This window comes from Roseburia sp., assembly GCF_041325975.1.
Classification (GTDB): domain Bacteria; phylum Bacillota; class Clostridia; order Lachnospirales; family Lachnospiraceae; genus Roseburia; species Roseburia rectibacter.
In genome coordinates, this window is sequence record NZ_JBGLEJ010000004.1 from 420,892 (window position 1) to 437,916 (window position 17,025).

The window sequence follows — 17,025 nt, forward strand, 5'->3', positions numbered from 1 at the left end:
TCTTTTCCGGTTACGTTTTACCTTACTTTCTATTTTGCGGAACGCATTTCTTTTAACTCGTCCACATCAAAATGATATGCCTTATTACAGAACTGGCATTTTACTTCGATTGCCTCTCCGTCATTGATGATCGAATCTAAATCTTTTTTGCTCAACGTGGAGATTGCGCGTGAAACACGCTCTTTAGAACAGTCACACTCAAATGCCGCCGGAATTTTATCCGTGATTTCAAGACCAAAATCTCCTAAGATCTCCTCTAAGATCTGCTCCGGTGTCATGCCCTGTTCTAACATTTCCGTCACGGATGCGATCTCTTTGATCTTATTTTCCAGTTTCTCGATGATCTCATCACTGGTAAATGGCATAAGCTGGATAATAAAACCGCCTGCCTGACGCACTGACAGATCTGTATCTACTAAAACTCCAAGTCCTACTGCGGACGGAATCTGCTCGGATGTCGCAAAATAATAAGTCAGATCCTCTGCGATCTCTCCCGTCTGCAGCGCGATCTGTCCCACATACGGTTCTTTTAAACCCATATCCTTAATTACACTCATCACACCAAGTCCGAGTGCACCGCCCACGTCTAATTTGCCCTGTGCATTTAACGGCAGTTCTACCTGGGACTCCATCGGAAATCCCTTGACATGACCATGGGAGTCAGCAGTCACGGTAAGTCCTTTTGCAGGACCGCCGCACTGGATCTGGATCGTTAAAAGATCCTTCTCCCCCTTCATCATTGTTCCCATCATTGCTGCACCACTCAAAAGACGTCCTAACGCTGCTGTAATGACCGGTCTTGTTTCATGGTCACGTCTTGCCTCTTCCACCAGCTCTTTTGAATTAATGGCAAATGCACGGATCTGGCTGTCTGCCGCTGTTGCTCTTACAATATAATCACTCATATTTTATCCTCCATTTTCGTACTATATTTATAATTTTATTCAGTTATTTCTGTCTTTCCGGCATTACTCCTCGCAATCACATAGATGCGCTCACTTTCCTCTTTTACCGGTTCTCTCGTAAATGCGTCATATGCTGCGACGAGTTCAAGTCCCGCCTGTTCTAAGAGATGTTTTACGTTTTCTAACGCATATGCACGCTGATAATGCGTCTCTTCAAACTTACGATAAAGCCCCTCTTCTTCGCGGATAAAAAGTGTCAGATCGTATTCGTTGATCTGTTCTTCTTCATCAAAGTAATTGTCCCAGATAAAACTGCCTTCCTCACGGTTCTCTGCAATCGTCGTCTCACCTAAAAGCTCTTTATATTTATATACTGTGTTCAGATCGAAGATAAAAATACCATCCGGGTCTAAATATTCATTTACACGATAAAACAATGAAAGCAGATCCGTCTCTTCCAGCAGATAATTCATGGAATCACAGATACTTACGACTGCACGCACACTTCCATACAGTTCAAGTTCTCTCATATCCTGCAGCAGATATAAAATCTCATCCTCCGGCATCTCCTGATATCCGGTTTCCGCTGCGATCTCTAACATTTCCGGTGAATTATCCACACCGATCATATCGTAGCCCGCTTTTTTCAACAATCTTGTGATCTTTCCTGTACCACATCCTAAATCAAGCACTGTTCCTTCACAGATCCCATATTCTTTCAGAAGTCCTATAATGTACTGGCTCCACTCTTCGTATGGAACATTATCCATGAACAGATCATACACCTGTGCAAAACTCGTATATGCTTCCAAATTATAATCTCCTTTTAATGTTGGTTACTGCTTTTCAGTCATTTCTGCCGTACCTTTTAGTCATTTCTGCAGTACCTTTCCAAGCAAGTACCATCTTATCACAGGTTTTAGTTGAAATAAAGCAAAAAAGAATCTATACTATTAACAGTATGTCATTTTTTATTTGAGAAAAGGATTTTGATATGCCTGAAAATTACGATCATTATATCAGCAAAAATATAAAGGCGTTTTATAAACGAAGACTTGCAGCTCCGATTATTTACCTGATCGTGCTCATTCTTGCATGGCACTTTTTTTCACTGTCCTCCGTATTTTCTCCGGATATTCTGCCTGCAGATACTTCTTTAGAGACAGCTTTCCGGAATGGCGAACAGTATGTGAGCACCACGCTTTCTGATTTAAAATTTACCGGATATACACAGTCCCTTTTCGGGCACACCAACGGTTATTATTATTACACGATGCGTGCCGGAGAATGTGTCATCGTATTGTTAGCCCCAGATACAAGTGAGGAAGGTCTGCCTTCGATCGAAGAGGTTACCATTCAGGGAAAGATTTCAAAGGGAAATGAAAACTTTGACACCCTGCTTTCAAACCTTTCAACCGATTTAAACTGGACAGAAAATGGTATCCGCAACAAGGTATCTTCCTATTATATCAGTGAACCCGGATTTAATCATGTTGGGAACCGGATCTTGTTTGCAGCTATTTTTATTACCGGGATTTATGCACTGCTCTGTGTCGTACTGTCTATTGTGTATATGTTTTTCCCGGTACTCTCTCCTGCCTGCCAGGATCTTGCGCTTTTTGGCAATCCGAAAAAAATGTTAGAACAGGCAGAAGAAGAACTTGCCACATTGCCGCAGCTTGCAACAGAAGATATGTTTATCACGGAACATTTTTTCATCGAAACTTCCGTTTATGGCAATGCGATCGTACCGATCGATCAGATCATATGGATCTACAAATATTCCACGCTGCACAAGTTCTTCTGGTATCATTTCAGTATCTCATATACACTGCATATCAGTGCAAATAAGCATCTGTATATCCAGTGCCCGAAAAATATCAAATCCGACATCGACGGTATCATTGATTATCTTTCGGAGGCAAACCATAATATTCTTGTGGGATTTAATGAGAAAAACCGCCTGAAAGTACAGGAAATACAGGGAACACCGATGCATTTCGAAAAATTTATCGCTTTCTTAAATAAGCGTGTATAGACAATCCCATATATTTTTCTTTCCAAATGAAAGGAGGCAGGTGAAATCATCACCCGCCTCTTTTTTGCGTTCTGTTTTAACTATATAACCCTATTGATCCCTGTAAAATTTACTAATCTTTGCTGATTCCGTTTTTTCTGCCTATATAAACCCAACGATCCCGGAAAATTTTACCTGCACGATGTGCTGATCGACTCGATCGCCACTGCACCGCCGCGCACAACCTCGATCCGGCGGAATTTGGATTTTAACAGAGCGATCAGTTCATTGTTGCGTCGTTCTGTCAGTTTGCACTCTAAGAGTACACTGTCGTTTCCGATATCTGCCACCTGCACATTAAATACCTGTGCGATCTGGAATACTTCAAGTTTTCCAGCCTCATCGACATCTAACACTTTCGCAAATAAAATCTCCTTCATGTGGATCGGCACATCTGTAAGATCGATGACTTTAATGACCTCGACCATACGGTTCAACTGCTTTTTGATCTGCTCAAATGTGATATCATCACTGGTCACACAGATCGTCATTCTTGAAACTGTCTCATCCTCTGTTGTACCAACCGTAAGACTCTGGAGATTGTAAGATTTTCCGGAAAAAAGACCGGATACTTTTGCTAAAACACCCACCTGATTTTCCACATATAATGCAATCCATCTATTTTTCATATCCGTATCCTCTCCTATTTCAAAATCATCTCGCTCATTGGATTTCCGCTCTTTACCATAGGAAGTACGATCTCATCTGTGGAAATCATAAATTCAATGATCGTCGGGGCATCTGTATAAGTACGTGCCTCATCAAGTGCTGCCTGGATATCCTCCTCTTTTTCCACCCGGATACCATGTGCACCATAACTCTTCGCTAATGCAATAAAATCCGGTGTATATGGAGGGCAGGATGCATTCGGTCCCTTACAGTTCGCCGGACAGGTTCTTCTTCTCCGCAGACAGGTTGCCTCGTAACGTTTTCCATAAAACAACTGCTGCATCTGACGTACCATGCCAAGATAATAGTTATTGAACAGACAGATGATCACCGGTGCTTCCTGTACCACCGCCGTTGCCATCTCCTGAATATTCATCTGAAAACCGCCGTCACCGGTAAAGCAGATGACTTCCTTATCACGATTACCGATCTTTGCCCCGATTGCTGCCGGGAATCCAAATCCCATTGTGCCAAGTCCACCGGATGTGATCAGCTGATGCCAGGAATCTAACTCTAAGTACTGTGTTGCCCACATCTGATGCTGTCCGACATCTGTTACATAAACAGCCTCCCCAAAAGTACGGTTTACATGCTCAAATACCATCTGCGGTGTCATGCCACAGTCTCTGCGCATCTCAAGCGGATTTTTCTTATCCCACTCTGCGATTTCTTTCTGCCACTGTTCTGTATCCTTTGATTCTGCCCATTCAAGCAGCTTTTCCAACGCTAAATTAGCATCCGATACGACCGGAACATCCACAACGACATTTCTGGAAATAGATGCCGTATCCACATCGATATGCACGATCTTAGCTTTCGGTGCAAATTCATTTAAATCTCCGGTTATACGGTCATTAAATCTGGTTCCGATGGAAAAGAGCACATCACATTTGCTGACTGCCATATTTGCCGCATATTTTCCATGCATGCCACTGTTACCAACATAAAGTGGATGGCTCGTCGGGATCGAACCTTTTCCCATGATCGTCGTAACAACCGGAATCTGCATCTTCTCTGCTAACGCAAGCAGCTTATCATTTGCATGCGCAATATTGATACCACCTCCGGCAAGGATCAGCGGTTTCTTTGCGGTACGGAGCAATTTGTATGCTTTTTTCAACTGTCCGATATGTACCGAATCATTCGGCTTATAACCACGGATCTGGATATTTGACGGATATTCTGCCGGTCCTGCTGCCGTCTGGATATCCTTTGGAATATCAATCAGTACCGGCCCAGGCTTGCCGGTGGATGCGATATAAAATGCCATCTTGATGATCCGTCCTAAATCTTCCCGTCTGCGCACTGTTACGCCATATTTTGTGACACTTCTTGTCATTCCGACAATATCTACTTCCTGAAACGCATCATTTCCTATTAAAGAAAGTGGAACCTGTCCCGTAAAACAAACTAACGGAATACTGTCATAATGTGCATCTGCAAGTCCTGTGATGATATTCGTTGCCCCAGGTCCGCTTGTTACCAGACATACACCGACTTTTCCGGTAGATTTCGCATACCCTTCTGCTGCATGTATCAGTCCCTGTTCATGTCTCGGCAGGACGACGTCAATACTATCCTGTTTATATAATTCATCGAAAAGATCTGTTACAGTACCGCCCGGATAACCGAAAATGGTATCCACGCCCTCTTCCTGCAGCGCTTTTACAAATAATTTTCTGCCTGTTATATCCATATCGTCCTCCCAAAAAACCAAGGTATTTTTCTTTCAAAAAACTATATCCCATCTTACCGGGAAATGCAATGATTTTATTTATCCAATCAGACCGACTGATTTTAATATAAAAATCCATCCGGTCAGCGTAAATGCTGCAAGCAGCGTTGTCGTCACGATCACACTCGCCGTCAGTACACCATCATTATTCATGCTTTTCGCCATGATATAACAGCTCGGTGTTGTCGGGGATGCAAGCATGATCAGTATCGCGATCATTTTTTCCCCGCTAAATCCCATCCAGGCTGCAACCGGAAGAAAAATAAGCGGCTGGATCACCAGTTTGATCATAGATGCCGCGATCGTCGGTTTTATTTTTGCGAGTGCTTTTCTCCCCTCAAATCCGGCTCCGATCGTGATCAGTGCAAGCGGTGTTGCCATCTGCGCCACACTGTTTACCGTCTTATTTATGATCGTTGGAAATTCGATTCCGGAAAGTCCCACAACCAGTCCCGCTAAAATACCAAGAATGATCGGATTTTTAGCAATTCCGACACATGCCTCTTTGATCTTTTCTTTTCCATTTACTCCGCTCGCATTTTCCCCCTCAAATGTCAGCACGATCACAGAAAAAATGTTGTAAAGTGGTACCGCACTGACGATCATCAGTGGTCCCATCGCCGAAGTTCCGTAAATATTCTGGATAAAAGCAAGCCCCATGACCGCTGCACTGCTGCGGAACGATGCCTGCACAAATGCGCCCCGCATGGACTTATCTTTCAGAAAAAGTTTCACACCGCCCCAGATCAGCCAGAAACATGCTGTACTTACCAGTGCACAGAATAACACATATTTTAAATCAAATACTTCTCTGATATCCACACCTGCGATATCGCGAAACAGCATAAACGGCAGCGTCACCTTAAAATTAAAACGATTTGCCACCGTAACAAAATTGTCATTTATCATTCCGATCTGTTTTAAAAAATAACCGATGACCATAACTAAAAAAATCGGGAACGTCACATTGATACTGTAAATAAAATTTTCCATCTTCGCTGCACTGCTTTCCGTTTTGGTTTATTTATTTTCTGACTCTCTCATACCGGTAAAAATAATACTCCAGATCAAAATATGTCTGTTCTTCACTGTCCGCTGTTACCTGCCATGCCGGATCTGCATCCAGATCCGGAAAATGTGCATCTGCATCATATGCAAAATCAATCTTTGTGACATGTGCCACATCACACTCATCAATGAGCTGCCTATATACGGATTCGCCGCCGATCACATAAATATCTTCACTATCGTACTTTTTCAGTTCTTCATGAAGTTCTTCCATATCATGTACGATCAAAGCTCCCGGAACCCGGAACTTTTTATCATGTGTCAGCACAATATTCGTCCGCCCCATCAGTGGAAGTCCATTCGGAAATGTTTCTAACGTTTTCCGCCCCATCACAACTACTTTTCCCATCGTTGTTTCACGGAAAAATTTCTGATCTGCCGGAATCCGGACTAACAATTCATTTTTATTACCGATCGCCCAGTTTTCATCTGCTGCAACAATTATATTCATAAAAATTTCTATCCTCCATCCACAATGCACTTCTTTCCCTGTGCATTGTTGTTTTCTGTCTGTCCATACTCTTTCAAACTCTCATTTTAACCAATTTCCCCAAAAATGACAAGGTGTATTTCTATTGCTTTTTCGGGCAGAATGGGGTATATTATCAATATGTTTATATGATTTTTACCCATGCATCAGCATGTAAATAATAATACGGAGGATAATTATGAGTCAGGCAAAAGTTGACCGCTATAAAGAAGAGAAAGCAAACCGCAAAAAGATTCTCGCAAAGGAAAAAAGAAAACGCATCGCAGGTATTATCTGTGGATGGGTAATCGCAGTCCTTATCGTTGGCTGGGCAGGATATTCCGGTTATCATGCATATGAAAAGAGCAGACCGATCAAAACGATCTATGCCAATCTTGACGCAGTGAATGATTATATGAATACACTCGATACAGAAGAATAACATTTCAACAAAAAGGTTCCGGAACATCCGGAACCTTTTTTTACATAACATATCATCTGCAGACCAGCTATTCTTTTTCCATGCTCTGTCAATCTGCTTCCCCCTCTGCGATCTCTGCTTTTGCAAGTGCATTCTCGATCGCATTTAACAGTACGATCGATGTATACTGATTATCCTTATTATATGTAATTCCTTCCGTTGACTGCTGTTTTATCACCTGTTCGCTGACATTTTCCAATGCCGGTTCCATAAGCGGATACATTGTCGCTACTGTTTCATCCAGACTGAGCAGGGAAATAGATTGTATACGATTTTCATCTACAATGACCTGTATATCAGCTGACTGACTGCCCATCATTACCGACGATGTATATACACCTGCTGTATACTGCATCGTTGGCTCTGCCCCATTCTTCTGTTTTTTCGGCAAAAACATGAAAAGCAGCAATATAATCAATACGATCCCAAGTCCGACAAATATCGCTGTATAGATAACCTCCTTCATATGAAGGACTACGATCCTCGTCTTTGCGCTCACCCTGTACCTCCATGGTATCGATTGTTATATTGTATGAATCCAAAGCATATTACATGCATGCTTCTTTTAAACATTCTTCATATTCTCTTACCGGCAATGGCCGTGAAAAATAATATCCCTGTATATCATCACAGTCCAGATTGCACAAAAACATCAGCTGTTCCACAGTCTCTACACCCTCAGCCGTGATCTCCATTCCAAAACTCTGCGCCAGTTTTGTGATAGAATTCAACAATTTCTCCCCATTGTCATCTCCGATATAATCAACCAGACTCTTATCCAGCTTGATCGTATCAAAATGCATCCGGTTTAATGTGGAAAGGGACGAATAACCACTTCCGAAATCATCCAGAAGTATCTTAAATCCTGCCGTGTGAAACTGTTCTAACAGATTAAATATTTCGTTATTATCGATTGTTGCACTCTCTGTGATCTCCAGTTGGATATATTTTGAATCAAGATCATACGAACGGATAATGCTTTCATATTTTTCAACAACATTCGAATAATAGAGACTGACACGCGAAATATTTACTGAAACAGGAAACATCTTCTGTCCCTGTTCCTGCCAGGCTTTCTGCTGCCTGCACACAGCCCGGAACACATACTCATCAAGTCTTATGATGTTGCCATTTCGCTCAAACAGAGGAATAAATTTAAGCGGAGGAATAAGGCTTCCATCCTGTCTCCTCCAGCGTACCAGTGCCTCTGCACCTACAAGTTTTCTGGTATGTGCGCTGTATTTGGGCTGATACCAGATCTCAAACTCTTCTTTTTCAAGTGCCATCTCAAAATGATCTTCCAGTTCACGATTTTCCTGGATACTCTCATGATTCAGTTCATCATAAAACATGTAGTGTCTGTCACGTCTTCCTTTGATCTGGTGCTTTGCCAGAACAGCATTTCCATATAAAGGATCGATCTCATCCAAAACCATTGTATGATAAATTCCAAACACCGGAAAAAGATTTGGTATCTCTAAACGCTCCGGTATCTCTTCTATCTTTTTGATCACACGTTCCAGTCTCTCTTTGATTGCGTCCTGATTTTCTTCCATCCAGAACAATACAAACCGGTCAGCATTCACATGTGCCACCAGTTCATTATCCCCCTTCTCATTTTCAAATATCTCACTTACAGCCCGCAGCACCTCGTCACCTTTTTTCACGCCACAGGTACTGTTGATCAGTTTAAAATCCGCAAGATCCATGGCTGCCAGCCACCCAGCACCATCTTTTTTGCTCTTTGCCTTTTCCTTAAATGCTGCAAAATTATCTCCTAATGTGACAGGATCCTGATATGCAAGCGAAATAAGTTCTTTTTTACTCTTACGCCATGAATAAATATATACTCCGACACTGACTGATATTATAACCAGAATGATAACAATCAGGCTGTTGATCGCATCCATAACCACCTGCATACGGTTTGTCAGAACACTTTCCGATGCCGCTGTGACAACATACCATTCATCACCGGTTTCCTCTATCTTAAGCGGCATATAATAATAAAGAGAAACTTCCTTACGTTTTGGATCCATTCCATAACCGCTTTTTCCTGACTTCATATCACTGATCATACGGCTCTTTGCAGCGTCATCATTTTCATCTGCTGAAATATCGGCAGTAAAAATATTTTTACCAATTCCCCATTCCTTACTGTTTCCGGAAGCAGCAATGATCATACCATCCATTTTTACAATATAATTAAAAGCCTGACCTTCAAATATCTCATTTTGCAGGCATCCCTCAAACATTTCATATCTGCCAGTTGCAAATAAAACGCCTTTTACCGTTTTTTGATCTTTTTCATATACCGGTACACTGAATGCATTTACAATTTCATCTGAACCATCAATCTGGTCTTCAAATGTATCCGTCAGACGTTGTTTTCCCTGCATCGACTGTCTGAATGTCTCTCTGTCGGACATATCCAGATGATACCCGTCTGTCGTCTGTGCCATCCCATCTGACGCGATATATCCCATACGTTTGAACTGGTATGTCTCCACAAATCCCTGTAATCTATCAACAAAAATGCTCTCGTCCCCATCTGAAAACTCTCTGGCAAGACTTGAAAGCAGACGAAAACGTGTACTTACTTCTTTCTCAATCAGTATCTCATTCTGCTCAGCCATCCCCTCTATGCTGCTCATCAACTGTTGCTGTAAACTATTTCTGATCTGCCCAAAACATCCAAATAGTGCTATTCCAAAAATCAGTAATATCGCACATAAAACCGCCACATTACGAATTCCCGCATTTTTTTTATACATTATGCCACCCCTTTGGCTTTCCCATGTCTGATTTAAAATCTTCCTGTGACCATTTTCCTATACTTTCTATTATAACATTCTTCATTTATGAGTTCCAGCCTAAAAAATGACGTTTTCATTCTGTTTTTCGTTTTTTTCGCCAAAAAACAGTGCTTTCCTTTCAAAGGAAAAAATTTGCAAAAAATAATTGACAATTATCCTTTTCCATGGTAAGATACCAAATGTGTCTGGCAAACAGATACATAAACATTTCATATATGCGCGAGTGGCTCAGTTGGTGGAGCACGACCTTGCCAAGGTCGGGGCCGCGGGTTCGAGTCCCGTCTCGCGCTCTTGTATCTGATATACAGATATATAAATTTTCATATGTGCGCGAGTGGCTCAGTTGGTGGAGCACGACCTTGCCAAGGTCGGGGCCGCGGGTTCGAGTCCCGTCTCGCGCTCTCTTTCATCAAAAAGGACATCATTCAGATGTCTTTTTTTGATAAATCGAGTCCTGCCGGACTCGAACTTTCGAGTTTCTTCGCTTCCGCTCCGGTCCGCGCATAGCGGACATCCACCGGATGTCCTGCGCCGTCTCGCGCTCTTATTCTGTTACTTATAATCCCCTGATACATCCATATACTCCCGTTTTCCGGATATATAATCTTCATGGGCAAGTTCCGGATCTTTCCCCTTGAATACAGTACACAGTCCACACATATCACAATCTGCGATACATTTAAAGGTATCCTTAATATATTGCTTGTCCACATGATATCTTCGACGAAGAAGAGAGGAAATTGCTTCTACTCCATTTCTAAATTTTGCATATTCAGAAAATTCTTCCGTTTACATGTACTGTAATTGTTTTACTGATTGTCTGCGTAGGTAAAAGGAATCGGTTTTCCGATTCCCTTTACTGTCTAAAAATTATTTTTCATCTTTTGTATTGCACAGCATACTTTTACCTAATATATTACTATATATGTCAAGATCTTCATCCTTGAACACATTGAAAATAACTTTCATCTGACTTCCTGTTTCCGCATAGTATTTACGCACTGTTTCCACTGCTATTTGGGCAGCGCGTTCATTTGGAAACATAAATACTCCCGTAGATATACAACAGAAAGCAATGCTTTTCACTTCGTATTTTTCTGCAAGTTCCAGACAGGAACGATAACATGAAGCTAAAAGTTCCTCGTCCTTTTTTGTGACTGCCCACTGAACGATCGGACCTACTGTGTGAAGGATATATTTTGCAGGAAGATTATAGCCGGCAGTAATCTTTGCCTTTCCGATCTCCTCCTCATGCCCCTGCGCTGTCATGATCTCATACATTTTAAGACGAAGTTCAACTCCGGCATAGGTGTGGATAAAATTGTCAATACAGGCATGCATTGGTGAAAAACAGCCTAGCATCTGCGAATTGCAAGCATTTACAATAGCATCACATTTTAACGTTGTGATATCACCCTGCCAGATATAAAGTCTTTTATCCGATGAAACCGGCTTTAAATCTTCGATATCTGTGATTCCGCGTTCCAGATTTCTTTCTTTCAGATAGTCATCCTGAATTTTTAAAAATTCTTCACTGACCGGTTTCGGCAATCTGACATTCATTAGGGAACGAAGCAGTTTCTCCTGTTCTTCCCTTTGATCCGGTATTCTCTGTCTGAAGATTTTTTTATCTTCTTTTAAAAGATAATTGATCAGATATTCCCGTCTTTCATTCTGTGTCATGATAACCTCCATATATCTGTGATTGCATGGGTCATATCTCCGCCGATCCCAACTGCACGTTTTCCAAAGCTTTCCGGGACAACAGCTTCATCTTTATTCAGTCTGATCAGGCTGTAAGAGGCATTCTCCCGCACCATTTTTTCAAAAGGAAACCTGATTATAATTGGTGTGTTAAATCCAACCCCAAGCTCGATCAGTACAACTTTTTCTGACTGGTGCTGCTCTAAGAAATCTGCATACCTGTCAGCCGCCTCATGCCATGCTTCATCCTCCACAAAATAATTATCGCATCTTAAATTCATAGCCATATTTCCACCACATACCGGACATTTTGGCACCAGTTCTGATGGGATCAGGCAGTCTTTTCTTGCGGCATCCATCTTCTGAAATAATTCTTTTGCATCATAAGTCTTTGGATGACAGCCTCTCTGACACTGTATTTTCCCATAATCTCCCTGTGTCGCAAATATCCTTTTCTCTGCAAATCCCGCTTTATAAAACTGATGATCCACATTCGTTGTGAGTACAAAATATTCTTTATCCTTGACAATATCGTACAATTCTTTGTAAAGCGGCAATGCAGGTGGGTCAAACCGGTTTATAAGTGCATGCTTTGACCAGTATCCCCATTTTGCTTCTTCCGATGGGAATGGATAAAATCCTGCCGCATACATATCCGTCATATAGTGACCGCCATATTTCATAATAAACTCATGAAAATTTTCCCGGAATTTCTTCCCGCCATATTCTAAACCTGCCGCCGTAGAAGCACCGGCTCCCGCACCTATGATCACGGTATCTGCATCTTTTATCAGATTAACCGCATTTCTGATCTGATCCTCATAATCATCCTTTTGAAATATATAGTCATTTGCCGGAGTTCCACACAGGAAATCCCGCCAGTCAACATGGGCTTTTTTTATCTTTTTGAAAATCATGCCGCACCTCTTTTCTTAATGCACTGTTTCGGACAAATTTCTGTACATCTTCCACAATGCAGGCAGTGATTCTGGTTGATCACAACTGGCTTTGCTGATGTATCAATGCATTTCTGCGGACAGACAGAATAGCATAATTTACAGCCGATGCAGCCCTCTCCGGCAATATATCCGGTCTGTACTGTATTTCCATTGCCAATTATGATCGTATCCCGCACTATATTGGAAGGATCACTGATATCAAAATATTCTCCCTGTGCCTCACATAACCAGAATACTTCAAGTGCCGCTCTTGTATCACCCGGATAAATTCCTTTCATGTAAGGATTTTTCTCAAACATGATATCAAGATGCTTCTTACCGATATTTTTCACTGTTCCACGGAGTGACACTGCTATTTTTGCCCTTGTTGCTGATATCGCCACATATTGCTGCTGCATTAGCTGCGCATAAAATTCTTTGCCTTTTGCTGTGAGAAAATAAACACCTCAGTGTCCCTCCTTTTAGAACAGGTGTGAGTCTCTTATATATTACGGTAATTAAAATTCGTATGGCGGGTTACCGGAAAAATCTGCGATAACACCATGTGGATTTTCAAGATAAAATACCTCAAAGATTGGGTTATCTGCTGTCTGATACTGTCCTTTCACGATCGGATTGTTCATACATCCTTCCTTAACACTCATGTTGTTTTCAAATACTGCCTTGCCATGGAGACGGATCCATGCATACTCCGGTGAAGAAACGGATACCTCGATTTCCGGATTCTCTAACATATCCTTGTAAACATCCTTTGTGTTGTTTGTGCAGAACCAGAGTTTTCCATCCTGCTCAAAACAGAACATAAATGGACGGCATTTTGCCTTTCCGTCACGTCCTACTGTTGCTAAATACTGAACTGGGTTTGCCTGTAAAAATTCTACTACTTTCTGCATAAAATAGTACCTCCTAAGTTTTTTATTGTTGTTTTGTTTTTTGATGTAATGTTATTTGTTACATCTAATGGTTGTACTATATCATGTCTTTGATGTAATGTAAATAGTTACATCAAATTTATTTTTTATCCCGTATTCCCCTGATATGGGTAATCAAAGTTTTTGAGGGGCTACGATCTACTAAAAAACAGGACTAATCAGTTACAGTTACTGGTTAATCCTGTTTTCTTTTTGCCCTTCTTTGCTATGATTGTTTTGCGGAAAATAACCAAAGCGAAAGGATGATACATGAATAGTATACGAATTGCCTTTTCACCTTTATTTACATGACGCTCAAAATTTTTCTGCCAATCCTTGTATCCGACCACTAACGTAGCGTCAGGCTTTTGCTTCCTCGTTGCCTAGGCGTGTTCGGGACTTTCACCCATTAGAGTGCGCCCATGGCGCGCAAACCAAAAGGCGCTAAAAACTTCATGTTTTCAACGCCTTTGTCCGTAAATTTATCATTTGTATGTACTATAGATGATTGTTTTGATTTTGTCAAACTGCTGTAGCAGTACATATCCTGCCACAAACATCAGCAAATGTCCCATGCTCTCGAATGCAACGGACACATCATTGCACCAGACAACCGGTATTGCCGCGAAAATTTCACATAACACAAGACCGCCCACCGGATGAAAACATGCCATCCATTTTGGCAGTGCAAACCGTCTGGTCAGGATCAGATAGACCATCACCACAGACATTCCGATATCCATAACCAGATAATAAATCATAAATGGAAGCAATATGTACATGCCGACCTGATTTGTCACATCTGCTGCCTGTTCAAATGTACTTCCCATTCCATAAGATGTTTTAAAGATAATCGGCAACAGGCAGCACATAATATGGATAAACAACACAGATATTAATCCTGCTGCAGAACTGAAATCAAACAAACGCTTCATTGCCAGGGCATGCCCCTTTGGATTCCTGCTGCAGGCATCTGTCACTATATGCCTAAGTTCCTTAAGCGCAATCCAGTATAACGGCATTGCCGCTGCTGCTAAAAGAATAGATACCTCAAAACGCCACATAGACATTGCTGACCAGTTGGAATTGACAAATAACCCAACCTCTTTATTGCCGCTTCCTTTGACATCCAAAAGCCAGTCACCGATCATAAAAAGCGCCATTGCCGCAATTCCTGCAAGCATTGCTCTTTTTTGCTTCTCTTTTTCCATTTTGGTTTCCTTTCTGTACGTCTTTATTTTTCTGTTGACGTTTATATGTTAGTCTTTTCTAACTCCCGTGTCAACGAAAATAATATTCTTATGTGTCCGCAACTGGTGTCACTTCCTATCTCCGTATAAACTTGAGTTTCCACAAACTGTAATAAAAAGTGAGTATATCTTCCTAAAGTACCAATCTGCTAAATTTTTGAATGATTTTGAATAGCAGTGTTCTGATTAGAGATACTTTGATAACCCCCACCGGAGCTGGGCTTTGGGAGAAATATACTTTTTCTTTTATAGTATCCGCTGTTTGTATAATTGCAACTTTTAGCGCATGGATTTCTGATTTCATGGAAATGTGAGCCAGAAATGCCATGCATAAGGTAATGTAAAAATTAAGTGCATTGATAGCTTTCAGTTTGCGAACACGAAAGTTTTCAAACTGGAACATTTGCTTCTTACAGCAAAAATATTCCTCTATTTTCCAGCGTGAGAAATAGGTTCTTGACACTTTGATTACTGCTTGTAAGTACACAAGCCTCTGTAACATGATAGCCCTTTTTGTAAACATTTTTTGTAGATGTAATTTCTGAACCATCCCGGACTATGCCAAGCGACTCAAACTGATATCCATCAGGTTTTACAACATCACTATCATCGATATGGATGACCGGATCTGATGGAATCCACTTTTTTATTAACTGAAGATAAGAAGCAGCTGCAACGGTAGGAGTACCTTTTTCAAGGTGTCTGGATAAACGGTCAACAATGTTGATCTTTTGTGAAGGTTCATGGAGCTGATCTGCAACCTCTGTTAACAGACAACTGCCAGAAGCCAGCATGCCATAAGTGATATCAGCAGTAAACTTCTTTTCTGGCTTAGAAAGATGTTCAGAAATCTTATTTGTAAAAGTTAAAATTTCCCGTTTCATTTGATGTAAAATTAACCACAGGGAATCCTCCTCTTTTTTTGTTTAGTATGATTTTTTTGTAGTGATTAAATTTTACATCAAAAAGGAATAGGATTCCTTATATTTTGGACATTTTTGAAAGTTGTTTATAGCAATGCCTATAAAAACGGGGCTTTGTGGATAAAAGTACGGAAACTCAAGAAGCGTATAAAATATTGACGTTTCCACCCAAATAGACTAGGATAGAATTTGAATGATAAAAAAGCAAAACAAGGAGGATTTTATGTTAGATAAAATGATTGGTTTTATCGGTGCCGGCAATATGGGAAGCGCCATGATCGGCGGTATTTTAGATGCGTCTTTGGTGACGACCAGCCAGATCATCGCAAGTGCGCATTCTCCTGAGACACTTGATAAAATCCGTACAAAATTTTCGATAGAGACAACACAATCGAATGAAGTTGTTGCAGAACGAAGCGATATTTTATTTCTCGCTGTAAAACCAAATAAATTTGCGGAAGTGCTTCCACAGATCAAAGATCATTTAAAACCGGACTGTATCGTAGTTTCCATCGCAGCCGGACAGCCGATCTCAAATATTGAAGCAATACTTGGCAAAATCAAGCTGGTACGCGCCATGCCAAATACCCCGGCGCTTGTCGGAGCTGCAATGAGTGCACTCTGTCCAAACGACAAGGTAACAGCTGAGGAAGTAAAACTTATCGAATCATTATTCAACAGCTTTGGCCGTGCGGAAGTCGTACCGGAGAGCATGATGGATGCCGTTGTCGGTGTTTCCGGTTCTTCTCCTGCCTACGTCTATATGTTTATTGAAGCAATGGCAGATGCCGCTGTCGCAGATGGAATGCCGCGCACCCAGGCATATAAGTTTGCCGCACAGAGCATTTTGGGTGCTGCAAAAATGGTTTTAGAGACCGGAAAACATCCGGGAGAATTAAAAGATGCAGTCTGCTCTCCTGGCGGTACGACCATTGAAGCGGTTGCAGCTTTAGAACATGGCGGTTTCCGTGATACCGTGATCTCTGCACAACGCGCATGTTCCAAAAAATCATACGATATGAGTCATAACTCCTGATAAGGATGTACATTCTTCTGTA

The 17,025-nt window shown here is 41.3% G+C and carries 18 protein-coding genes and 2 tRNA genes; 5 read left to right on the plus strand and 15 right to left on the minus strand.

The genetic code is table 11. The features are described from left to right. Positions 1-29: 29 nt before the first annotated feature. Positions 30-905: an Hsp33 family molecular chaperone HslO gene (gene hslO / locus ACDD58_RS05260; RefSeq protein WP_117921567.1), complete on the minus strand. Its 876-nt coding sequence runs from the start codon at positions 903-905 to the stop codon at positions 30-32. Between the two features lie 35 nt (positions 906-940). Beyond that, entirely contained in the window at positions 941-1,717 is a 777-nt protein-coding gene (locus ACDD58_RS05265; protein WP_186900277.1) for a class I SAM-dependent methyltransferase, read from the minus strand. 182 nt (positions 1,718-1,899) lie between these two features. Between ACDD58_RS05265 and ACDD58_RS05270 the strand changes: the two genes are divergently transcribed. Continuing rightward, the gene (locus ACDD58_RS05270) at positions 1,900-2,943 is read left to right on the plus strand and encodes a DUF6709 family protein (protein WP_370776240.1); all 1,044 of its coding nucleotides are present in this window, start codon (positions 1,900-1,902) and stop codon (positions 2,941-2,943) included. 170 nt (positions 2,944-3,113) lie between these two features. Here the strand turns inward: ACDD58_RS05270 and ilvN are convergent, their stop codons facing one another. The 4 genes from ilvN to ACDD58_RS05290 all read right to left on the minus strand — a co-directional run bounded on the left by ilvN (position 3,114) and on the right by ACDD58_RS05290 (position 6,905). Beyond that, on the minus strand, positions 3,114-3,611 hold the full coding sequence (gene ilvN, locus ACDD58_RS05275) for an acetolactate synthase small subunit (RefSeq protein WP_118210071.1): 498 nt from the start codon (positions 3,609-3,611) through the stop codon (positions 3,114-3,116). A 14-nt stretch (positions 3,612-3,625) separates the two neighbouring features. Beyond that, entirely contained in the window at positions 3,626-5,347 is a 1,722-nt protein-coding gene (gene ilvB, locus ACDD58_RS05280) for a biosynthetic-type acetolactate synthase large subunit (protein ID WP_118210072.1), read from the minus strand. 78 nt (positions 5,348-5,425) lie between these two features. Continuing rightward, the gene (locus ACDD58_RS05285; protein ID WP_370776244.1) at positions 5,426-6,379 is read right to left on the minus strand and encodes an AEC family transporter; all 954 of its coding nucleotides are present in this window, start codon (positions 6,377-6,379) and stop codon (positions 5,426-5,428) included. 31 nt (positions 6,380-6,410) lie between these two features. Further along, the gene (locus ACDD58_RS05290; protein ID WP_186900281.1) at positions 6,411-6,905 is read right to left on the minus strand and encodes a dihydrofolate reductase; all 495 of its coding nucleotides are present in this window, start codon (positions 6,903-6,905) and stop codon (positions 6,411-6,413) included. A gap of 217 nt (positions 6,906-7,122) precedes the next feature. Here ACDD58_RS05290 and ACDD58_RS05295 point away from each other — a divergent pair, with 217 nt between their 5' ends. Further along, positions 7,123-7,365, plus strand: a complete 243-nt coding sequence (locus ACDD58_RS05295) for a hypothetical protein (protein ID WP_117921576.1) — start codon at positions 7,123-7,125, stop codon at positions 7,363-7,365. A gap of 88 nt (positions 7,366-7,453) precedes the next feature. On the opposite strand, the gene ACDD58_RS05300 is transcribed toward ACDD58_RS05295, so the two are convergent. Together ACDD58_RS05300 and ACDD58_RS05305 are read right to left on the minus strand one after the other, a co-directional pair. Further along, complete coding sequence (locus ACDD58_RS05300; RefSeq protein ID WP_118210089.1) at positions 7,454-7,870, minus strand: hypothetical protein; 417 nt, start codon at positions 7,868-7,870, stop codon at positions 7,454-7,456. 82 nt (positions 7,871-7,952) lie between these two features. Beyond that, the gene (locus ACDD58_RS05305) at positions 7,953-10,178 is read right to left on the minus strand and encodes an EAL domain-containing protein (RefSeq protein ID WP_370776247.1); all 2,226 of its coding nucleotides are present in this window, start codon (positions 10,176-10,178) and stop codon (positions 7,953-7,955) included. 259 nt (positions 10,179-10,437) lie between these two features. Between ACDD58_RS05305 and ACDD58_RS05310 the strand changes: the two genes are divergently transcribed. Both ACDD58_RS05310 and ACDD58_RS05315 read left to right on the plus strand, forming a co-directional pair. Further along, a tRNA-Gly gene (locus ACDD58_RS05310) sits at positions 10,438-10,510 on the plus strand. A 38-nt stretch (positions 10,511-10,548) separates the two neighbouring features. Next, positions 10,549-10,621 (plus strand) — tRNA-Gly (locus ACDD58_RS05315). 24 nt (positions 10,622-10,645) lie between these two features. On the opposite strand, the gene ACDD58_RS05320 is transcribed toward ACDD58_RS05315, so the two are convergent. The 7 genes from ACDD58_RS05320 to ACDD58_RS05350 all read right to left on the minus strand — a co-directional run bounded on the left by ACDD58_RS05320 (position 10,646) and on the right by ACDD58_RS05350 (position 15,928). Further along, a complete protein-coding gene (locus ACDD58_RS05320; RefSeq protein WP_370776250.1) occupies positions 10,646-10,831 on the minus strand; it encodes a hypothetical protein in 186 nt (61 codons plus the stop codon). 259 nt (positions 10,832-11,090) lie between these two features. Next, positions 11,091-11,903, minus strand: a complete 813-nt coding sequence (locus tag ACDD58_RS05325) for a protein-ADP-ribose hydrolase (protein WP_370776252.1) — start codon at positions 11,901-11,903, stop codon at positions 11,091-11,093. Continuing rightward, positions 11,900-12,841 (minus strand): Sir2 silent information regulator family NAD-dependent deacetylase, encoded by a 942-nt coding sequence (locus ACDD58_RS05330; protein ID WP_370776253.1) that lies wholly within the window; start codon positions 12,839-12,841, stop codon positions 11,900-11,902. The genes ACDD58_RS05325 and ACDD58_RS05330 overlap by 4 nt, the downstream gene beginning before the upstream one ends. Then, positions 12,838-13,266 (minus strand): 4Fe-4S binding protein, encoded by a 429-nt coding sequence (locus ACDD58_RS05335; protein ID WP_370776255.1) that lies wholly within the window; start codon positions 13,264-13,266, stop codon positions 12,838-12,840. Before ACDD58_RS05335 ends, ACDD58_RS05330 begins: the two co-directional genes overlap by 4 nt. 114 nt (positions 13,267-13,380) lie before the next feature. After that, a complete protein-coding gene (locus ACDD58_RS05340) occupies positions 13,381-13,776 on the minus strand; it encodes a pyridoxamine 5'-phosphate oxidase family protein (protein WP_117921584.1) in 396 nt (131 codons plus the stop codon). 503 nt (positions 13,777-14,279) lie between these two features. Then, positions 14,280-15,005 carry a DUF6796 family protein gene (locus ACDD58_RS05345; RefSeq protein ID WP_370776257.1) on the minus strand — a complete coding sequence of 242 codons (726 nt, stop codon included), beginning with the start codon at positions 15,003-15,005 and terminating at the stop codon, positions 14,280-14,282. A 449-nt stretch (positions 15,006-15,454) separates the two neighbouring features. Next, positions 15,455-15,928, minus strand: a complete 474-nt coding sequence (locus ACDD58_RS05350) for a hypothetical protein (RefSeq protein ID WP_370776258.1) — start codon at positions 15,926-15,928, stop codon at positions 15,455-15,457. A 262-nt stretch (positions 15,929-16,190) separates the two neighbouring features. Between ACDD58_RS05350 and proC the strand changes: the two genes are divergently transcribed. Continuing rightward, a complete protein-coding gene (proC, locus tag ACDD58_RS05355) occupies positions 16,191-17,003 on the plus strand; it encodes a pyrroline-5-carboxylate reductase (RefSeq protein ID WP_370776260.1) in 813 nt (270 codons plus the stop codon). The last annotated feature ends 22 nt before the right edge of the window (positions 17,004-17,025 follow it).